The 16,869-nt window shown below is 37.3% G+C and carries 14 protein-coding genes, 1 tRNA gene and 2 other annotated features; of the genes, 6 read left to right on the forward strand and 9 right to left on the reverse strand.

What is annotated here, in order from left to right; all coding sequences use genetic code 11:
• The first annotated feature begins 77 nt into the window (after window positions 1-77).
• From IGL93_RS08525 to IGL93_RS08535, 3 genes are read left to right on the forward strand one after another with little or no spacing between them, the layout of a single operon-like run.
• Window positions 78-827, forward strand: a complete 750-nt coding sequence (locus IGL93_RS08525; protein ID WP_002360005.1) for a metal ABC transporter ATP-binding protein — start codon at window positions 78-80, stop codon at window positions 825-827.
• A complete protein-coding gene (locus IGL93_RS08530; RefSeq protein WP_002369145.1) occupies window positions 824-1,693 on the forward strand; it encodes a metal ABC transporter permease in 870 nt (289 codons plus the stop codon). Before IGL93_RS08525 ends, IGL93_RS08530 begins: the two co-directional genes overlap by 4 nt.
• Window positions 1,680-2,606 carry a metal ABC transporter substrate-binding protein gene (locus IGL93_RS08535; RefSeq protein ID WP_002360002.1) on the forward strand — a complete coding sequence of 309 codons (927 nt, stop codon included), beginning with the start codon at window positions 1,680-1,682 and terminating at the stop codon, window positions 2,604-2,606. Before IGL93_RS08530 ends, IGL93_RS08535 begins: the two co-directional genes overlap by 14 nt.
• 54 nt (window positions 2,607-2,660) lie before the next feature.
• Here IGL93_RS08535 and IGL93_RS08540 read toward each other — a convergent pair whose 3' ends face one another.
• From IGL93_RS08540 to IGL93_RS08560, 5 genes are all read right to left on the reverse strand, one after another.
• The gene (locus IGL93_RS08540) at window positions 2,661-4,199 is read right to left on the reverse strand and encodes an ABC-F family ATP-binding cassette domain-containing protein (protein WP_010775960.1); all 1,539 of its coding nucleotides are present in this window, start codon (window positions 4,197-4,199) and stop codon (window positions 2,661-2,663) included.
• Between the two features lie 369 nt (window positions 4,200-4,568).
• Window positions 4,569-5,762: an amidohydrolase gene (locus IGL93_RS08545; protein WP_002410522.1), complete on the reverse strand. Its 1,194-nt coding sequence runs from the start codon at window positions 5,760-5,762 to the stop codon at window positions 4,569-4,571.
• A 14-nt stretch (window positions 5,763-5,776) separates the two neighbouring features.
• Window positions 5,777-6,610, reverse strand: a complete 834-nt coding sequence (locus IGL93_RS08550) for a MetQ/NlpA family ABC transporter substrate-binding protein (protein WP_002401303.1) — start codon at window positions 6,608-6,610, stop codon at window positions 5,777-5,779.
• 18 nt (window positions 6,611-6,628) lie between these two features.
• Complete coding sequence (locus IGL93_RS08555; protein ID WP_002366918.1) at window positions 6,629-7,309, reverse strand: methionine ABC transporter permease; 681 nt, start codon at window positions 7,307-7,309, stop codon at window positions 6,629-6,631.
• Window positions 7,310-7,327: 18 nt separating this feature from the next.
• Window positions 7,328-8,398 (reverse strand): methionine ABC transporter ATP-binding protein, encoded by a 1,071-nt coding sequence (locus IGL93_RS08560; protein WP_010713268.1) that lies wholly within the window; start codon window positions 8,396-8,398, stop codon window positions 7,328-7,330.
• Between the two features lie 86 nt (window positions 8,399-8,484).
• Window positions 8,485-8,735, reverse strand: a binding site (T-box leader).
• A 322-nt stretch (window positions 8,736-9,057) separates the two neighbouring features.
• Window positions 9,058-9,303 (reverse strand) — a binding site (T-box leader).
• Between the two features lie 263 nt (window positions 9,304-9,566).
• Here IGL93_RS08560 and IGL93_RS08565 point away from each other — a divergent pair.
• From IGL93_RS08565 to IGL93_RS08575, 3 genes are all read left to right on the forward strand, one after another.
• Window positions 9,567-9,639: transfer RNA gene (locus IGL93_RS08565), tRNA-Thr, on the forward strand.
• 157 nt (window positions 9,640-9,796) lie between these two features.
• Window positions 9,797-11,287 carry a glucosyltransferase domain-containing protein gene (locus IGL93_RS08570; protein ID WP_010775961.1) on the forward strand — a complete coding sequence of 497 codons (1,491 nt, stop codon included), beginning with the start codon at window positions 9,797-9,799 and terminating at the stop codon, window positions 11,285-11,287.
• Between the two features lie 213 nt (window positions 11,288-11,500).
• Window positions 11,501-11,680 (forward strand): hypothetical protein, encoded by a 180-nt coding sequence (locus IGL93_RS08575; RefSeq protein WP_002383739.1) that lies wholly within the window; start codon window positions 11,501-11,503, stop codon window positions 11,678-11,680.
• Window positions 11,681-11,767: 87 nt separating this feature from the next.
• Here IGL93_RS08575 and IGL93_RS08580 read toward each other — a convergent pair whose 3' ends face one another.
• The 4 genes from IGL93_RS08580 to glmS all read right to left on the reverse strand — a co-directional run bounded on the left by IGL93_RS08580 (window position 11,768) and on the right by glmS (window position 16,689).
• Window positions 11,768-12,733 carry a hypothetical protein gene (locus tag IGL93_RS08580; protein WP_010775962.1) on the reverse strand — a complete coding sequence of 322 codons (966 nt, stop codon included), beginning with the start codon at window positions 12,731-12,733 and terminating at the stop codon, window positions 11,768-11,770.
• Window positions 12,734-12,908: 175 nt separating this feature from the next.
• Window positions 12,909-13,199, reverse strand: a complete 291-nt coding sequence (locus tag IGL93_RS08585) for a hypothetical protein (protein ID WP_002359936.1) — start codon at window positions 13,197-13,199, stop codon at window positions 12,909-12,911.
• 47 nt (window positions 13,200-13,246) lie between these two features.
• Complete coding sequence (locus IGL93_RS08590; RefSeq protein ID WP_033625292.1) at window positions 13,247-14,485, reverse strand: aminoacyltransferase; 1,239 nt, start codon at window positions 14,483-14,485, stop codon at window positions 13,247-13,249.
• 395 nt (window positions 14,486-14,880) lie between these two features.
• Window positions 14,881-16,689 carry a glutamine--fructose-6-phosphate transaminase (isomerizing) gene (gene glmS / locus IGL93_RS08595; protein WP_010775964.1) on the reverse strand — a complete coding sequence of 603 codons (1,809 nt, stop codon included), beginning with the start codon at window positions 16,687-16,689 and terminating at the stop codon, window positions 14,881-14,883.
• Window positions 16,690-16,869: the final 180 nt, after the last annotated feature.

Consider the following 16,869-nt stretch of genomic DNA (forward strand, 5'->3'; position numbering starts at 1 on the left):
GCACCTAAAAATTATTTGCATTTTCTTAAACTATCCCTTATACTGATTTTAAGGCAAACCTAAAAAGGAGGAATTTCATGAGAAAAAGCTTTAACTTAGCTGTTCAAGCGTTAACCGTTCAATATCAAGGACGGACCGCTTTAAATAATATCCACGTTACTATTCCTTCCGGTAAAATTACTGGAATTATCGGACCAAATGGTGCTGGAAAGTCAACATTTATTAAAGGGTTATTAGGCTTGATTAAAACAAAGGAACGTGATGTTTTGTTAAATAATCAAGCGATTGACCAACAAAAAACAACCATTGCCTATGTAGAACAACGTAGCGCCTTGGATCTTAGTTTCCCAATTAGCGTTTTTGAAACGGTCTTGCTAGGAACCTATCCAAACTTGGGACTATTAAAACGCCCAGGAAAGAAAGAAAAGCAAGCAGCCATGGCTGCATTAAAAATGGTGCAATTAGAAGACTATGCGCAACGCCAGATTGGCGAACTTTCTGGTGGCCAATTACAACGTGTGTTTATCGCCCGTGTTTTGGCCCAAGGTGCTGAGGTGATTTTTTTAGATGAACCTTTCGTCGGCATTGATATGTCTAGTGAAAAAGTGATTATGGATATTCTCAAATCATTAAAAAATCAAGGTAAAATGATTATCATTGTTCACCATGATTTGCACAAAGTGTCCCACTATTTTGATGAATTAATCGTTTTGAAAAACCGGCTAATTGCTGCGGGTCCTGTTGAACAAACGTTTACTGCAGAAACGCTCCAAGAAGCATACGGTGATTTGTTAGGTGATTTATTAATACAGGGGGTTGCAAAATGATTGCTGCATTTATTGATGGTTTATTCCGTTATCAATTTTTACAAAATGCCCTTTTGACGTCTGTAATTGTCGGACTCATTTCAGGGGTAATTGGTTCATTCATTATTTTACGTGGGATGTCTTTGATGGGTGATGCGATTTCCCATGCCGTTTTACCAGGGGTCGCTGTTTCTTATATGTTTGGTTTCAATTATATTTTTGGCGCTTCTATTTTTGGCTTACTAGCTGCATTATCGATCGGCTTTATTACCCAAAAAAGTCCACTAAAAAATGATACTGCCATTGGTGTTGTCTTTAGTTCTTTTTTTGCTTTAGGGATTATTTTTATCTCTTTTGCAAAAAGTTCCACCGATTTATATCATATTCTGTTTGGAAATGTATTAGCGGTCGCAGATACCGATATTTTAATTACTTGTGTCGTCGGCGTGATTGTTTTGATTTTTGTGGCATTGTTTTATAAAGAGTTGCAACTCACTTCTTTTGATCCCACAATGGCTCAGGCCTATGGTTTAAATATTCAATTTTTCCACTATGCATTGATGTTTTTACTAACATTAGTCGCTGTTTCTTCTTTGCAAACCGTCGGAACTATTTTAGTCATTGCCATGCTGATTACGCCAGCGGCAACAGCTTATCTATTAACAAATCACTTACCGACAATGATTGGCTTAGCCTCTACTTTTGGGATTTTAAGTTCAGTGATTGGCCTATTCTTTAGTTATTCTTATAACTTAGCTTCTGGTGCGACGATTGTTTTAACCGCCGCCTTATTCTTTTTATTGGCTTTCTTTTTCTCACCAAAGAAAGGCCTAGTATTTGTAAACCGTGAGAAAGAAATGGAGGAATCAACGAATGAAAAAATTTAGTTTATTTTTTTTAACACTTTTAGCAGGGTTAACGTTAGCTGCTTGCGGGAATCAAGCCGCTGAAAAGAAAGAAAAATTAGCAATTGTGACAACGAACTCGATCTTATCCGATTTAGTGAAAAATGTTGGGGAAGACAAAATTGAGCTGCATAGTATTGTGCCAATTGGGACAGACCCTCACGAATATGAACCGTTACCAGAAGACATTGCGAAAGCTTCTGAAGCGGACATTTTATTCTTTAACGGCTTGAACTTAGAAACAGGCGGAAATGGCTGGTTTAACAAATTAATGAAAACGGCCAAAAAAGTTGAGAATAAAGATTACTTTTCTACAAGCAAAAATGTTACGCCACAATATTTAACAAGTGCCGGTCAAGAACAAACAGAAGATCCGCATGCTTGGTTAGACATTGAAAATGGCATTAAATATGTAGAAAACATTCGTGACGTGTTAGTAGAAAAAGATCCAAAAAATAAAGATTTCTATACAGAAAACGCGAAAAATTATACCGAAAAACTTAGCAAACTACATGAGGAAGCCAAAGCTAAATTTGCTGATATTCCTGATGATAAAAAATTATTAGTTACAAGTGAAGGTGCCTTTAAATATTTCTCCAAAGCTTATGATTTAAATGCCGCTTATATTTGGGAAATTAACACAGAAAGTCAAGGAACACCTGAACAAATGACCACGATTATTGATACCATTAAGAAATCAAAAGCACCTGTGTTATTTGTTGAAACCAGTGTCGATAAACGTAGTATGGAACGGGTCTCAAAAGAAGTGAAACGACCAATTTACGATACACTTTTCACAGACTCTCTTGCCAAAGAAGGAACAGAAGGCGATACGTACTACAGCATGATGAACTGGAATTTAACAAAAATCCATGATGGCTTAATGAGTAAATAAATAATAAAGAAGAAAGAACCAAGTTGACTCCCCCTCAACTTGGTTCTTTCTTCTTTATTTAACTAATTCCTCAATATCAATTACTCGATCCACAATTTCCTCATAAAAATCTGCTTCATGGGAAACCAGAAAAACCGTTCCTGGGTAAACGTGAATTGCTTCTTGTAAACTTTTTTTGGCCGCTTCATCAATATGATTGGTTGGCTCATCTAAAAATAACAAATTACTTGTTTGCATCATTAGTTCCGCTAGTTTTACTTTTGTTTGCTCACCACCACTTAACAGGGCTAACGACTGCATTGCTAGCTTATCTGGTAAACCTGCCCTAGCCAAATGACTTCTTCGCTCTTTAATCGTTGTATCTGGAAAACGATCTGATAAATAGTCTAGCGGCGTTAACTGCTCATTAGGCCACGCTAAGTCTTGGGTAAAATAAGCAATTTTTGTATTCAACGGATAATGAAATTCTCCATCTAATGAAGGAATCACTTTCGTCAACGTTTTAATTAATGTTGATTTGCCAATCCCATTAAAGCCTTTCAATACGACTTTTTCACCGACATGAACCATTAAATCTAACGGTTCTAACAAAGGTTCCCGATAGCCGACAACTAACTTCTGAGTCGTTAGTGCTTGCGTTGCAACTAACCCTTGATAAGGAAATTCAATCGCCGGCTTAGTCAAGGAACCAGGCGGAGTCAATCGTTCCAACCGGTCCAATTGTTTTTGTCGACTTTTAGCCATCGTTGCTCGATTTCCAGCTTTGTATTTACGAATATAGGCTTCCATTTTTTCAATTTTTTCTTGTTGGGCCTGATACTGTTTCAAATAGGTTTGCTTATTCTGCTCTTTTTGTGCAAAAGATTTTTCTACATTTCCAGTATATTTGGTTAATTTGCCAAACTCAATATCTGCGATGCAATTCGTCACTTCATTTAAAAATTGATAATCATGGGAGACTAATAGAAAGCTTCCTTCAAAATTATTCAGATAGCGAACAAGCCATTGAATATGTGTATCATCTAAATAGTTGGTGGGTTCATCTAAAAGTAACACATCAGGGGCCTCTAACAATAATTTTGCTAAAATCACTTTTGAACGTTGACCACCGCTTAGCTCCCCTAACTTTTTATCCAAACCAATTGCTTGTAGTCCTAACCCATTGGCTAAATCCTGAATAATCGTGTCGATTTGGTAAAAATTACTTTCATCTAAATCTGTTTGTAATTTGCCTGCTTGTTCTAAAAGTTTTTCCGAAGCCGTTTGACTGTATTCTTCATAAAGCTTTGTCAGTTTCGCTTCTTTATCAAAAAGTTCTTGAAAGGCTTGTTTCAAAAAATCAACCATCGTTAGTGATTGTTCTACAGAAACATGCTGATCCAAGTACCCAATCTTGCAATTTTTTTGCCACTGAATCGTTCCTTCGTCTGGCAATACTTCCCCCGTTAAAATTTTAATTAAGGTGGATTTGCCGACACCATTTTGGCCAGTTAAGCCTAAATGATCCCCTTTATTCACTTGCAATGAAGCCTCTTCATACAAGACCTTTTCGCCAAATCGATGCGTTAAATGTTCAATAGTTAAAATACTCATTTTCGTCACTTCTTTCTTGTTAACTGATTATTTTGGGACAACAAAAAAAGAACCACGTCTGCACGTCGTCCATCCTGACAGAAATCCCGACAACCGCTTGTACGTACACTCAAATAAGACTAGCTTTTCTAGTCAAAAAATGTCCTATCAAGCGATGAAGAAATTAATTGCTCGGCTCCACAACAGTGCTTCATCTGTTCTTAAACTATCGGGAGCTACTTTTCTTGTTAATTTATCAGTTAAAACAAAAAACATGTGAATCACCTTTCTTATGCTTGTATTCTACCATAGAATGACAAGAAAGCAAGCCACGTTGGTTTATAACGAAAGGAGCCCACAAACCATCATTTTGTCGGCTCCCTATCCCTATTATTCTGATAAATAGTTTAATGCATAGCGTACGTGGTACTCTGCTGCTAAAAGTAAGGCACGTTCATCAATATCAAATTGTTCATGATGGTGTCCAAAATGAGTAGCAGGATTTTCAGGGTTTCGTGAACCGACCCGTCCATAGATACCAGGAATTACCGCTAAGTAATCAGCAAAATCATCCGCCCCTAAACTTTTAGGATGATCGGTCACAACATTTTCAAAACCAACAATTTCACTGGCTACCTGCTGTGCACGGTTGGTTGCTTGTTCTTCATTAATTAATGGATTCGCTGCTGCATAAACAGAAAAATCAGCAATTTCTGTGCGATGAGACTGGGCAATTTCATGGGCAATTTCTTCGACTCGTTGTAAAACAAATTGGCGCGTTTCCTGACTAAATGTTCGAACAGTACCTTCAATGGTTGCCTGGTTTGCTACAATATTATAGCGTGTTCCTGCTTGTAAAACGCCAATTCCTACTACGACAGAATCTAAAGGATCAATCTCGCGAGCTACAATTTTTTGTAATTCCACAACGATACTGGCCGCTGCTAAAACAGCATCCCGGCCATTCTGTGGTTGGGCGACGTGACTACTTTGACCACTGACTTCAATTTTAAAAATATCACAAGAGGCGTTGGTGGCGCCTTTGGTAGCGACTAATTTTCCGACCGGCACACTAGAATCTAAATGAATCCCAAACACTTGGTCGATTGCTTCTAAATAATTTCCTTCCACAAATTGTCGCGCGCCTGCACCAATTTCTTCAGCGGGCTGAAAGGCCAGTTTAATCGTTCCTGAAAAGGTATCCTGATGTTTTTTGAGCACTTTAGCTGCACCTAGCAATGCTGCCGCATGACCATCGTGTCCACAAGCATGATTGAGTCCTGGATTTTTAGAAGCATAGGCAGTACCTGTTGCATCTGGCAATTCCAACGCATCAATATCTGCACGTAACAAAATCGTTTTGCCAGCGCCAAGACCTCCTTCAATGGTTGCTAAAACACCCGTTTCCCCTACTTCTACAAAAGGAATAGCTAAGGCTAGTAGTTCTTCTTTAATTCGCTTAATCGTTTCATATTCTTTTAAACTTGCTTCAGGGTATTGATGAAAATGACGTCTTAAATGGATTATCCATTCCTTTTCTGTAGCAATAGCTTCTTGGATTGTTTGAATCGTTGTTGTACTCATTATAAATGCCTCCTTTATTTTTTACCAAATGTTTCCCAGGCTGGAACATTGGCGCCTTTTGATGTTTCTGCAATGACCTTTTTCGTTTCTTCTTGTTGATATTCTTCTACAACTTTTTGATAAAGTTTATTCTCTTGATCTTCTTCTCTGGCCACGACAATGTTCACATAAGGTTTCGCTTTTTCGTTTACAGGTTCTAAGAAAATTGCATCTTTATCTGGTGTATACCCAGCATCGACAGCCATGCCGCTATTGATCACTGAAGCATCGACATCTTGTAAAGCACGCGCTGTTTGCGTAGCATCTAATTCAGTTATTTTCAATTGGCGTTTATTTTCAGTAATATCACTGACAGTCGGTAGTTGCTGTTTCGCAGGATCAACTTTTATCAGTCCTGCAGTTTGTAATAAAATTAACGCCCGCCCACCATTCGTTGGGTCATTAGGAATAGCAATTTCTCCGCCGTCTTTAATTTTCGTGATATCTTTCAATTTATTAGCGTAAATTCCCAATGGTGCATTGACTGTATTGCCAATTGATACTAATTTCGTCCCATGTTCTTTATTGTAATTGTCTAAAAAGATTTGATGCTGAAAGGCATTTAAATCAATTTCTTTTTCTGCTAATGCTGCGTTTGGTTGCGTATAGTCTGTAAATTCTACCAATTGTAGATCAATATTTTTCTTTTTCAAACGCTCTTTGACCGATTCCCATTCATCGTTTTTTGTTCCTACAACGCCTAGTTTAACAGTTTCTGTCTTAGTATCCTTCGCAGTCCCCGATGCACAACCTGCAATCGTAAAAGCTAATACCCCAATAAGTCCAATTAATTTACTAAATTTTTTCATTTGTCATTTCTCCTTTTTCTAATGTGATGTTTTTTTGATTAATTGATTACTAATGGCTTGACTGATAAATACCATAATTAAAATAATTAACGTGGCCATAAATGTCACATCGGTTTGAAAGCGATTGTAGCCTCGAGTAATCGCTAAGTTGCCCAGACCACCAGCCCCAATCGCTCCTGCCATGGCTGTTAATCCAATTAAATTAATAATTGTCACCGCTGAAACACGAATAATACTTGGTAACCCTTCAATTAGATAAACCCGAAAAATAATCCCTAAGGGACTCGTCCCCATAGCTTCTGCCGCTTCGATAACGCCAGGATCCACTTCTAATAACGCATTTTCAATTTGGCGCGCGAAGAACGGGATTACGCCAATAACTAATGGGACTAACGCTGCGGTTGTACCAATTGTCGTTCCTGCCAAAATTCGTGTTAATGGTTGAATCAGTGCGAGCATAATGATGAAAGGAATAGAGCGGCAAACATTAATAATTTTTTCTAAGACACTATACAGGGGTGGATTTTTCAAAACACCACTGGGGCCAGTACTGACAAGCACGACACCCAACAAGACTCCTAACACACCAGCAATCAAGGCTGTCCAAAAAACCATGTATACTGTTTCCCATGTACTTTGAAGAAACTCTTGTTTTAATTGGACAACATTCGGAAAATATTTCTCAAATAATTGATACATTCTCAGTTCACTCCTTTTTTAAATCACCTGTAAATTCTGCTTTTTCTTCGTTTGCTGATAGGTTTTCAAAACATTGGTTCGCACGCCTTGTTTCGCTAAATAAGTAAGGGCTTGTTGACGCTGGGCCTCATCACCAGAAAGCACCACAATTAAATGGCCAATAGGAACATTTTGAACAATTTCGACATTGCCGTAAAGGATATTCGTATACACCTGATATTGGCTATACAATTGTGCAATTAATGGCTCGTTCGTTTGATCTCCCACATAAGAAAACTCAATTAATTCTTGATTTTTATCTAAGTCAGCTAATTTAGGATGTTCAAGAATCGTGGTTAATGCTTGATCAATATGAGTTGCTGTCCGAATAAAATCTTTGGTTAAAGGTTGTTGGGGTTGACTAAAAATCGAAACAATATCGTTTGATTCGACAACGCAGCCATTTTCCATCACCGCGACTTTATTACAAATTTCTTTAACCACTTGCATTTCATGGGTGATTAAGACAATCGTCAAGTTCAGTTCTTGATTTAACTTTTTTAACAAAGCTAAAATCTGTCCCGTTGTTTTTGGATCTAACGCACTCGTCGCTTCATCACAAAGTAAAATTTCAGGATCATTTGCTAAAGCGCGGGCAATCGCAACCCGCTGTTTTTGCCCTCCTGATAGTTGACTGGGGTAAGCGTCCCGTTTTTCACTTAGTCCAACTAGCTCTAATAAATGGCTGATTTTTTGACGCCGTTCACTTTTACTTAGCCCAGAATATTTTAATGAAAAATCGATATTACTAAATATGGTCCGCTCTTTCATCAAATTAAAATGTTGAAAAATCATTCCAATCTTTTTTCGTTGTTGTCGTAATTCCTTTTTAGAAAAAGTTAAAATATTTTCTTTGTTAATAATAACGGTGCCCGCTGTTGGTCGTTGCAATAAATTAATTACCCGTACTAACGTACTTTTTCCAGCACCGGAATAACCAACGATTCCGTAGATATCCCCTTTATCAATTGTCAAAGAAACATCTTGGACAGCCTGAATTTCTTGTTTTTTTTGTTGAAATGTCACACTGATATTTTTTAGTTCAATCATTCTTTATCCCCCTTCATTCTTACCAACCTGCATTTTTTTCATAAAAAAGAAAAAAGCATCCTCAACGACACAACTCGAGTTGTATCGTTGAGGACGCTTTTTTGCGTGTTACCACCTCATGTTCAGAATTTGCTCACACAAATTCCCTTTTCAAGTACGGAACAATATGTTCGATACCCTAGCTCGATAACGGGAGCCCCCGTCGCCGCCTTGTGTTTAACACTCGGAGCGCTTGCTCAATAGCCATTTTCCAAAACGTCTTTGTCACCTATTCTCAGCTACCTAGGCTCTCTGTTAGACAAATCAAGTCTTGTACTTACTATATCACTGCTTTTTTATTTCTATTCATTCTAAACTGATTTTCGTTTATTTTCAAAATCAAACAGACTAGAGTTCCTACCCCTTCAAGCATCGAGTAATCGCAGATAATAGCTGCTCTCTCTCTTTGCATCAGTCGTAGTGCCCAACAGGATTTGACTGTGGCGAGAATCGTAGGAACACTTTCGTGCAAATGACACAACTTACCCTTCGGTCACCTTGTACTGTTCATCACTTACAAAGGCCATCCTGCGTCGAGTAATCGCAGACAGCATCTACTCTGTCGCTTCGCGCCAGTCGTAGTGATTCACAGCAAAAAGCCCTTCACTAGCATTTTGCTAGTAAAGGGCGAATAATTCGCGGTACCACCTTTTTTCGAAATATAACTGATTCTTTATATCTCATCTCTTATCCAAGTCTTTATTAACTTGGTGCACATGGTAACGGGTGCTTAGCCGAAATTGCTTACTTATCAGCAATTTATTCTCAGAGGCCATCTTCAACTTTTCTGAACCTTGTCCCTTTTCACCAATCAGGACTCTCTTTTGAAGGTCATCAAAATTTACTCTTCTCTTCAACGAATGAATAGTTATCTGTGATGTTGATTTACACTTTACTAGAGAAAAAAGAGATTGTCAACAGTTTTTCTTAGAAAAAAATCATTTTTCTTTTTTTACGAAAGAGCAATTGACAAACTTTCGTCTATACGTTATTCTATTTCTTGTGCACGAGATTTGTACGATTTTTCAAAAGGAACTTTGACGATTACTCGTCGCAGTGTAGCCTTTGAAAATGAACTCTATGGGTTTCACTTCGTTGCAATCCTCGAGTTAGTTTAGCCTTTGAAAGTGCCGCCTTAGCTCAGTTGGTAGAGCACCACCATGGTAAGGTGGGGGTCGCCGGTTCAAGCCCGGCAGGTGGCTTTTTGGTAAAATCCCAACTCTTTAATAAAGAGTTGGGATTTTTTTGTTTTGCCTACCCTTAGTGTTCTGTCAAGATGAGAAAATAACAAAAGCAATTTCTTCATTCCACTCGTTATGGTATATTTTAATTGTTAAATAATTATTGGAGTGGAGTACAATGATGAAACAATTACCTACAGAATCAAAAAAATTTGATTTAAAGAATTGGTGTATTGAAAATAAAGCCTATCTTCTATTGATCATTTTAATTTATCAAGTGGCAGTTTTATCCATCGGCATTATCAATTTCCCTTACTTAGATGATAATGCTCGCCAAGTCGCTGGAATGACAGATTTTGGTACGACTTACGCACGTTGGGGCAGTGAATTTCTCTCATGGTTTGTTCAAGGAAGTCGTCATTTGACAGATCTGGGCTTGACCACACCGATTCTAACAGGTCTTATCTTATCTCTCACAAGCATACTGGCAATTTATATCATCAATGACCAAAAAATTAGCTGGGGTTCCTCTTTAGTAGCTACTTTAATTGGCCTCAATCCTTGGTTCCTCCAATGTCTTAGTTTCAGGTTTGATAGTCCCTATATGGCATTGAGTATTTTTTGTTCGTTTCTTCCTTTTTATTGGTGGCAGCGTAATTCTTTTACGTTTTTCTTGGTTTCTGTCTTTTCACTGTTTGTTATGTTTAATACTTACCAAGCCTCGTCAGGAATTTATATAGTTATCGTCTTATTCCTTACTTTCAAGCAGTTACTTGCTGGAGAAAATTTCATTGCTCTTTGTAAAAAAGTCGCACTTGCTGCTATCGCTTATCTACTTTCTATAGTCAGCTACCTTATCGAGTTAAAATTTGTACCTTCCGCAACAAACAACATTGGGGGCAGTCAGGCCTTACCAAGTTTCCACGATATTCCCAGTGTGGCTTATCAAAATAGTTACCATTATTTTTCAGAGCTATTGAACCAGAGTAATCGTTTATGGCTTTTATTACTGCTCCTACTGCTTGTTTTATTTTTTATTAGTCATCTATCAAATAGCAAAATCAACTTAGGCTTAAGTTTCCTTTATTGTATCTTGTATTTAGGACTTGCTTCTCTCTTAAGTTTTGGTATTTTTATTGTCTATTCAAGAAATATCGCAGGTGATGCGCCTCGCTATATTTACGGATTTGCTGTTTTCGTTACAATCAGCATGTTAAGTTTATTTAACAATCGACAAGTGAAAGCAATTTATCTAACTTCGTTACTTGTGGCCAGCTTGTTATCTTATTATATTTTATCGTTTGTTTTGGTTTATTCTTCCACATTAAACTATCAAAAAGAAGCATTCAATCGCCAAGCAGCTGTTTTAACAGATGATTTAAAAAATGTTGTAACAAACGAACGAAAAAAAGTTTATTTAAATACGTTTTTCAAAAATTCAACTGTTTATGCTAATACAAGTCGAAACTACCCAATTCTTTCAAAAATCGTGCCACCAAATGACGGTCTATACTTCCCTAATTACGTTTGGTTCAATACTTCATCGAATTTAGGAGTAGAGATGGCACCACTGAAAGATACGGATATGTCTAAAAATCAAAAAGTAGTAAGTAATCACTTTTATGACATTTATACAAACAACAAAGAAATATTTGTGTTTATGAAATAATTTGTTCCATCCAAAAACACTTCTTTTGCAATAAACGTGACTGTATGGTTTGATTAAGATGGATTAAGTATTCTTTTCGGGTACATTTATTACTTCCTGAAACTTGTTTCTTTCCCATTTTTCTTATGAAGTAACAAAATTTTTGAGAAAAAACAGCTCGTTTTCTATGTTATGATAGAGAAGTGAAAATCACCAGAAAGGTTGTTGCGGACTATGAGAACTCGTCAGAAAAAATTATTTTTATTTTCAATGATTTTATGGTTAGTTGAATTTTTAATTACACGGATTTCTGATTCTTTTCCAGGAGCAACGCCATTGTTCGTTGTGATTTGCTTGATTCAAGGAATTCTTTTTACTTATTTCTGTCTTGCTTTTTTCTATTATCCGCAATAATCAGTCAAGAAAAGCAATTAGAGCAGATTCAGCAAATTTCTGAAACTGAAAAAATGGCACGTCCTCGCTTTTAGGACGTGCCATTTTTTAAAGCATTATTTGTGTAAATGCCGTTCGTATCGCCTGTTGAACATTTTGAACAGCATCGATTTGATGGCCTTTTGCTTCAGTCAATTCTTTTTCAATATATTCAGGATAATAGGTTGCCAAATAACCCCAGATCCAGATAGTTGAATCTGAAATAACCGTCTCTGCTAATGGATACAAATAGGCAAGATGCAACCGAATTTCTTCTTCCAAATGCTGCAGCATAATTGGATCATCATTTTCTAAGTGATTCCTAAGTTCAGTACAAATTTCGGAATAGATCGGCGTATTTAACGGTCCAGTTTTTCCTTCTAGTAAGACTGTCTGAGGCTGATTGTCATACCAAAGAAAAGTCAGTGGTTCTGAAAATTGCAACAGTGCTAATTCTTCAATGAACCATTCCCGAGCAAAATAACTAAGTGCTTGGTTCATAACTAAATCTTTTGCGACTTCCACAAATACTGGTTTAGGCAAATATAAACTGGTTTTAATGTTCGCTAATTGTTGATAAACGGGCAATTGATCGCTTACTAACAAGTTCCTTTTAATTGCTTGAATTTGCTGCGTTTCTAATTGTTGATACGCCTCTTCCACTTGCATTAATTGCTGTTCTAACGTTTTTTGTTGTGCTAGCGTTATTTTTTTAGTTTGAAGTAATTGCTTCAATAAAATATACCCTTCAATAAAGCGACGACTTTGACTATAAATTTGCATATAAATTGCCGCTGTTTCAAGGTTCTCAAAATAAGACTCTTGGAACGCTTCTGCCAATGCTAGTGCTTCGTCAGCTTCACCCATTTCCAACAATAATTGGACAATTTTTTGGTTTACTGGCGGCGTTTGTTGTAGCTGATAGGCTTGTTGAAAATTTTCTAAAGCGGCGATCTGATTATGTTCTACAAGTGCTTCTTCTCCTTGTGCAATAAAACGTTCATAGTTTTTTGGAAATTCATGAATGGTACTCATATCTAACCTCCTTTATTTCTTATTTAAAGCAGATGAGCCTGGGACAAAAATCACTTTGGATTTTTGCTCCAGGCTCAAAACCTGATAACCGGCGGGAACAGAACCAACACTACGCGTTGCTCGGAGCTAAACGGTTCTGTCCCGACCTCGATTTTAACTATTCAAACGGACTTTTTTAGTAAAGATTACGAATAATAATTGCCGTTTCTAGGTCGCCCTCAGCGTTCATCTTCTCCGCCTTTTCTTCTAAACTATACCCAGCAAAACTTTCGTTTGTTAAAACATCTGCTACTGTAAATTTAGCAACTTTTTCAATACTGACCGCATCTGGGGCTACTTCTTGCACGCTATCCCAGCCTGTATCAATAAAGACCTTTGTATCTTCTGTAATCGCTTCGTTTGCTTCTAACGCCTGCATAATTTCTTTTAACTGTGCATACGTCATAACCTCGACTTGATTTTCCATTTAAACGCCTCACTTCGTCCATTCCTTTTAAGGATTAGGTTTTAATTTTAGACTTTTTCTTTAATTGTTTTTAATGCGTGATATAAGGCATATTTCATTGGTTTGGCTTTCCATTGGAAATTGCCCATTAATTCTTCGACATGACCGCCAAAGGATTGTTTGAATTTAAGAACCCCATCACTTCCATCAAAGACACCGTCAACGCCATAAAAATTATATTTGGGAATGTTATTTTCTACTGTGTAAGTTAACATTTTATGTTGAATTAAATACGGTGCATAGTATTGTTTATATTTTTCATACGTACCACTAAACAAGTAAACCACTTCTTGTGGATGAACAATGAATAAGGCGCCTGCTAAAATTTCAGGTTCATCTGATGTTTTCATTTCTTTAGCTTCGTCAATCCGTTTGCGCACGGTACGAACTTCATCTTCGAATTCACGTTTCTGGTTATTTTTTTTACGGCTTTTAGGATTGGCAATTAACGCTTCATTGACTTCGTTGAGCGTCTCTTGTAATTTGCGTAATTTCTCATGAAGATTTTCTAAATAAGTAGCAAAGTTTAGTTCCGCCACCATAAATTTCGCTCGTTCACCAAACTCTTCATAAACAGCTTGGTAATAAGCTAAATCCTTATCTTCAAAATTACGCCGTGCACTTGTTTCTTCCGTTAATTTCTTAAAGAGAGGTAACTCTTCGTAACGAAGTTCTCGGGTTGTTACTCCATATTCCCATGTTTTCTTGATGTCATATTTAGCATCTTTTCCATAAGATTTCCAAAGCTCTTCTTCTGTTAATCCAGCCATATCTTTGACAAACAGCCAACGTGGCGCGCCATCAAAATTGTGCACATCAAATCCTTGGTGTTCAAAACCAATTGATGTGAAATAGTCAAATGTTTCTTGATTGACCTTTTCAACTTCACCGCCATTAAAATCACGTAAACAAATTTGTTTATTTGGAGTAAAGGTTAAATAAAGGCCATCATTTTTTTTCACATATTTTTTTAAGCCTGTGAAAAAGGCTTCTACACATTTTTTATCTGTATAATCCATCAAAATTCCGCCGTCAATGTCGAAAGCATAACCAATTTTGACTTTTTTCTTGCTTAGGATACACGCAGCAATTAGTTGGCCTTCTCGATTGACGCCAACGTATTCACAATGCCAGCCACGTCGTTCCAATAAATGTTTCATTTCGGGTGTTTCTAAAAAGTTACCTGCAGGGTGTGTCATTGCAAAGGTAGTAAATTCTTGTTCAGTTAATGTACTAAACTGATCCATATCAAACAACTCACAATCTTTTTTTGTTAAATAAATTAGCACTTTTCAGCTTAACCTACTTTTTGCTTTCTTTCAAACAAAGTTACCTCACTGGCTAATTCTTATTTTTCGGTTCTTATTAATTATATCTAATTTTGCTAAAATGCAAACAGTTTTCAACGGAAAAAAAGAATTTCTTTGGAATCTTTCATTTTTGACTGAATATCTTTCTTTTATAAAAAATATCTGAGCGTGGGACAAAAATCACTTTGGATTTTTGCTCCACGCTCAAAAACTTATAAACGGCGGGAACAGAAGCAACACTACGCGTTTCTCGGAGTTAAACGCTTCTGTCCCGACCTCAGATATTAAAACTTATGAAAACCCGTTGAACATCTTTCTCTCAGGTTCTTGATTTACTCAACAGTTACACTTTTGGCTAAGTTCCTTGGTTTATCAACATCGTAGCCTCTTTGTAAGGTTGCATAGTACGCTAATAATTGGCCTGGAACAATGCTAACTAAGGCAGAAAGTAACGGATGCACATCTGGAATAATCAGTTGGTCCTGTGGTTTTGCCAAGGATTCCAAGGCAATCACAATATTTCTTGCTCCACGACTTTCGACTTCCTTTAAATTGCCTCTTGTATGGGCTGCGACTTTGGCATCTGTCACAATCCCAATCACAGGTGTTCCTTCTTCAATTAAGGCAATCGTTCCATGCTTCAATTCACCTGCCGCAAAGCCTTCTGCTTGAATGTAGGAAATTTCTTTCAACTTCAAGGCCGCTTCCATCGACACATAATAGTCGACTCCTCGCCCGATATAGAAGGCATTTCGAGTATATGTCAGATAATCTTCCACTAAGGCTTTCATTTGTTGTTTTTCATCAATCAAGGTTTCCATGACAGCTGCTACCACGCTCAATTCGTGAGCCACATCAAATGAGACGGCTGCTAATGTTTGGCGTTCTTCGCCAATTGCTTTTGCTAAAATAGCTAAGACAGCGATTTGAGCAGTATAAGCTTTGGTGGAAGCGACAGCAATTTCTGGTCCTGCGTGTAATAACAAGGTATCGTCCGCTTCACGTGATAATGTTGAGCCAGCAACATTTGTTAATGTAAGTGATGGATGCCCTAATTCATTAACCTGTACCAGTACTTGACGACTATCCGCCGTTTCACCACTTTGACTTAAGAAAATGAAGAACGGTTTTTCAGATAAAATAGGCATGTTGTAGCCAAATTCGCTTGATAAATGAACTTCCACAGGAATACTGGCAATCGTTTCAATTAAAGATTTTCCGACCCAACCTGCATTATAACTTGTTCCACAAGCAATAATGTAAATTCGGTCACATTGATTAATTTTTTCAAGTAACGCCTCATCTAAGGTCACTTTTTCACCTTGAGTATACGCTTGAACAATTTTGCGCATCACTGCAGGTTGTTCATCAATTTCTTTGAGCATATAAAACGGATATGTTCCTTTTTCAATGTCATTTAAATCTAATTGCGCTTCAAAAGGTTCTCGGTTGATTACTTGTCCTTCTGGCGTTTCGATTACTACTTTGTCCGCTGTAACAGTTACAATTTCACCATCAACAATCTCAACAAATTGATTGGTTTCTTTAATCATCGCCATCGCGTCACTACAAATAACATTAAAGCCTTCACCTAGACCGATAAGTAACGGGCTTTTATTTTTCGCTACGTAGATAGTATTGGGGTCCATTTTATCCATTAATGCAAAAGCGTATGAACCTTTAATTTCGGCTAAAGCCGCTTTAAAAGCATCTTTTGTTGAAAAAGCATTTTCAGCAAAATGAGCAATTAATTGAACGACGATTTCAGTATCTGTATCACCAATTAAGTGAGCACCACTTAAAAATTGTTCTTTTAATTCTTCAAAGTTTTCAATGACACCATTATGCACTAATGCAAAGCGTTGATCGCTTGAAACATGGGGATGTGCATTGGCGACAGTTGGTTCGCCATGAGTGGCCCAACGAGTATGACCAATACCAACTGTTCCATCGATTTCTGGCGTTAATTTTGCTGCTAAATCGGCAATGCCCCCAACTGCCTTAACTACATGGGGCTGTTGGCTTTGATCATTCACACAAATCCCAGCAGAATCATAACCTCTATATTCCAATTTTGTTAATCCTTGAATCAAACTTTCCGTGACATTTTCTTTTCCAATCATTCCGACAATTCCACACATAATGCTAATTCCTACTTTCCAATTGAAATTCTGTATTTACTAGGTCCTGTTTAACTAGCAAATCCCATTATATGTTTCTACCTGCGTGATAACCGCTTTGTTCTAACTTCACAATTAGTTTTTCTTTGTTATCTGTAGAGTGCAGTCCCTAGAGCCACCCGCCGAATCTTCGATAAGCTC

It is taken from the genome of Enterococcus sp. DIV1328a (genome assembly GCF_050536905.1).
Taxonomy (GTDB): Bacteria; Bacillota; Bacilli; order Lactobacillales; family Enterococcaceae; genus Enterococcus; species Enterococcus faecalis.

Coding starts and splice junctions, on each gene's coding strand:
- IGL93_RS08580 (WP_010775962.1), bottom strand. CDS start 12,733: ATGAGTACCATTCATGAATTTCCAAAAAACTATGAACGTTTTATTGCA.
- IGL93_RS08575 (WP_002383739.1), top strand. CDS start 11,501: ATGAGAACTCGTCAGAAAAAATTATTTTTATTTTCAATGATTTTATGG.
- IGL93_RS08585 (WP_002359936.1), bottom strand. CDS start 13,199: ATGGAAAATCAAGTCGAGGTTATGACGTATGCACAGTTAAAAGAAATT.
- IGL93_RS08525 (WP_002360005.1), top strand. CDS start 78: ATGAGAAAAAGCTTTAACTTAGCTGTTCAAGCGTTAACCGTTCAATAT.
- IGL93_RS08530 (WP_002369145.1), top strand. CDS start 824: ATGATTGCTGCATTTATTGATGGTTTATTCCGTTATCAATTTTTACAA.
- IGL93_RS08535 (WP_002360002.1), top strand. CDS start 1,680: ATGAAAAAATTTAGTTTATTTTTTTTAACACTTTTAGCAGGGTTAACG.
- glmS (WP_010775964.1), bottom strand. CDS start 16,689: ATGTGTGGAATTGTCGGAATGATTGGAAAAGAAAATGTCACGGAAAGT.
- IGL93_RS08545 (WP_002410522.1), bottom strand. CDS start 5,762: ATGAGTACAACAACGATTCAAACAATCCAAGAAGCTATTGCTACAGAA.
- IGL93_RS08560 (WP_010713268.1), bottom strand. CDS start 8,398: ATGATTGAACTAAAAAATATCAGTGTGACATTTCAACAAAAAAAACAA.
- IGL93_RS08540 (WP_010775960.1), bottom strand. CDS start 4,199: ATGAGTATTTTAACTATTGAACATTTAACGCATCGATTTGGCGAAAAG.
- IGL93_RS08570 (WP_010775961.1), top strand. CDS start 9,797: ATGATGAAACAATTACCTACAGAATCAAAAAAATTTGATTTAAAGAAT.
- IGL93_RS08555 (WP_002366918.1), bottom strand. CDS start 7,309: ATGTATCAATTATTTGAGAAATATTTTCCGAATGTTGTCCAATTAAAA.
- IGL93_RS08590 (WP_033625292.1), bottom strand. CDS start 14,485: ATGGATCAGTTTAGTACATTAACTGAACAAGAATTTACTACCTTTGCA.
- IGL93_RS08550 (WP_002401303.1), bottom strand. CDS start 6,610: ATGAAAAAATTTAGTAAATTAATTGGACTTATTGGGGTATTAGCTTTT.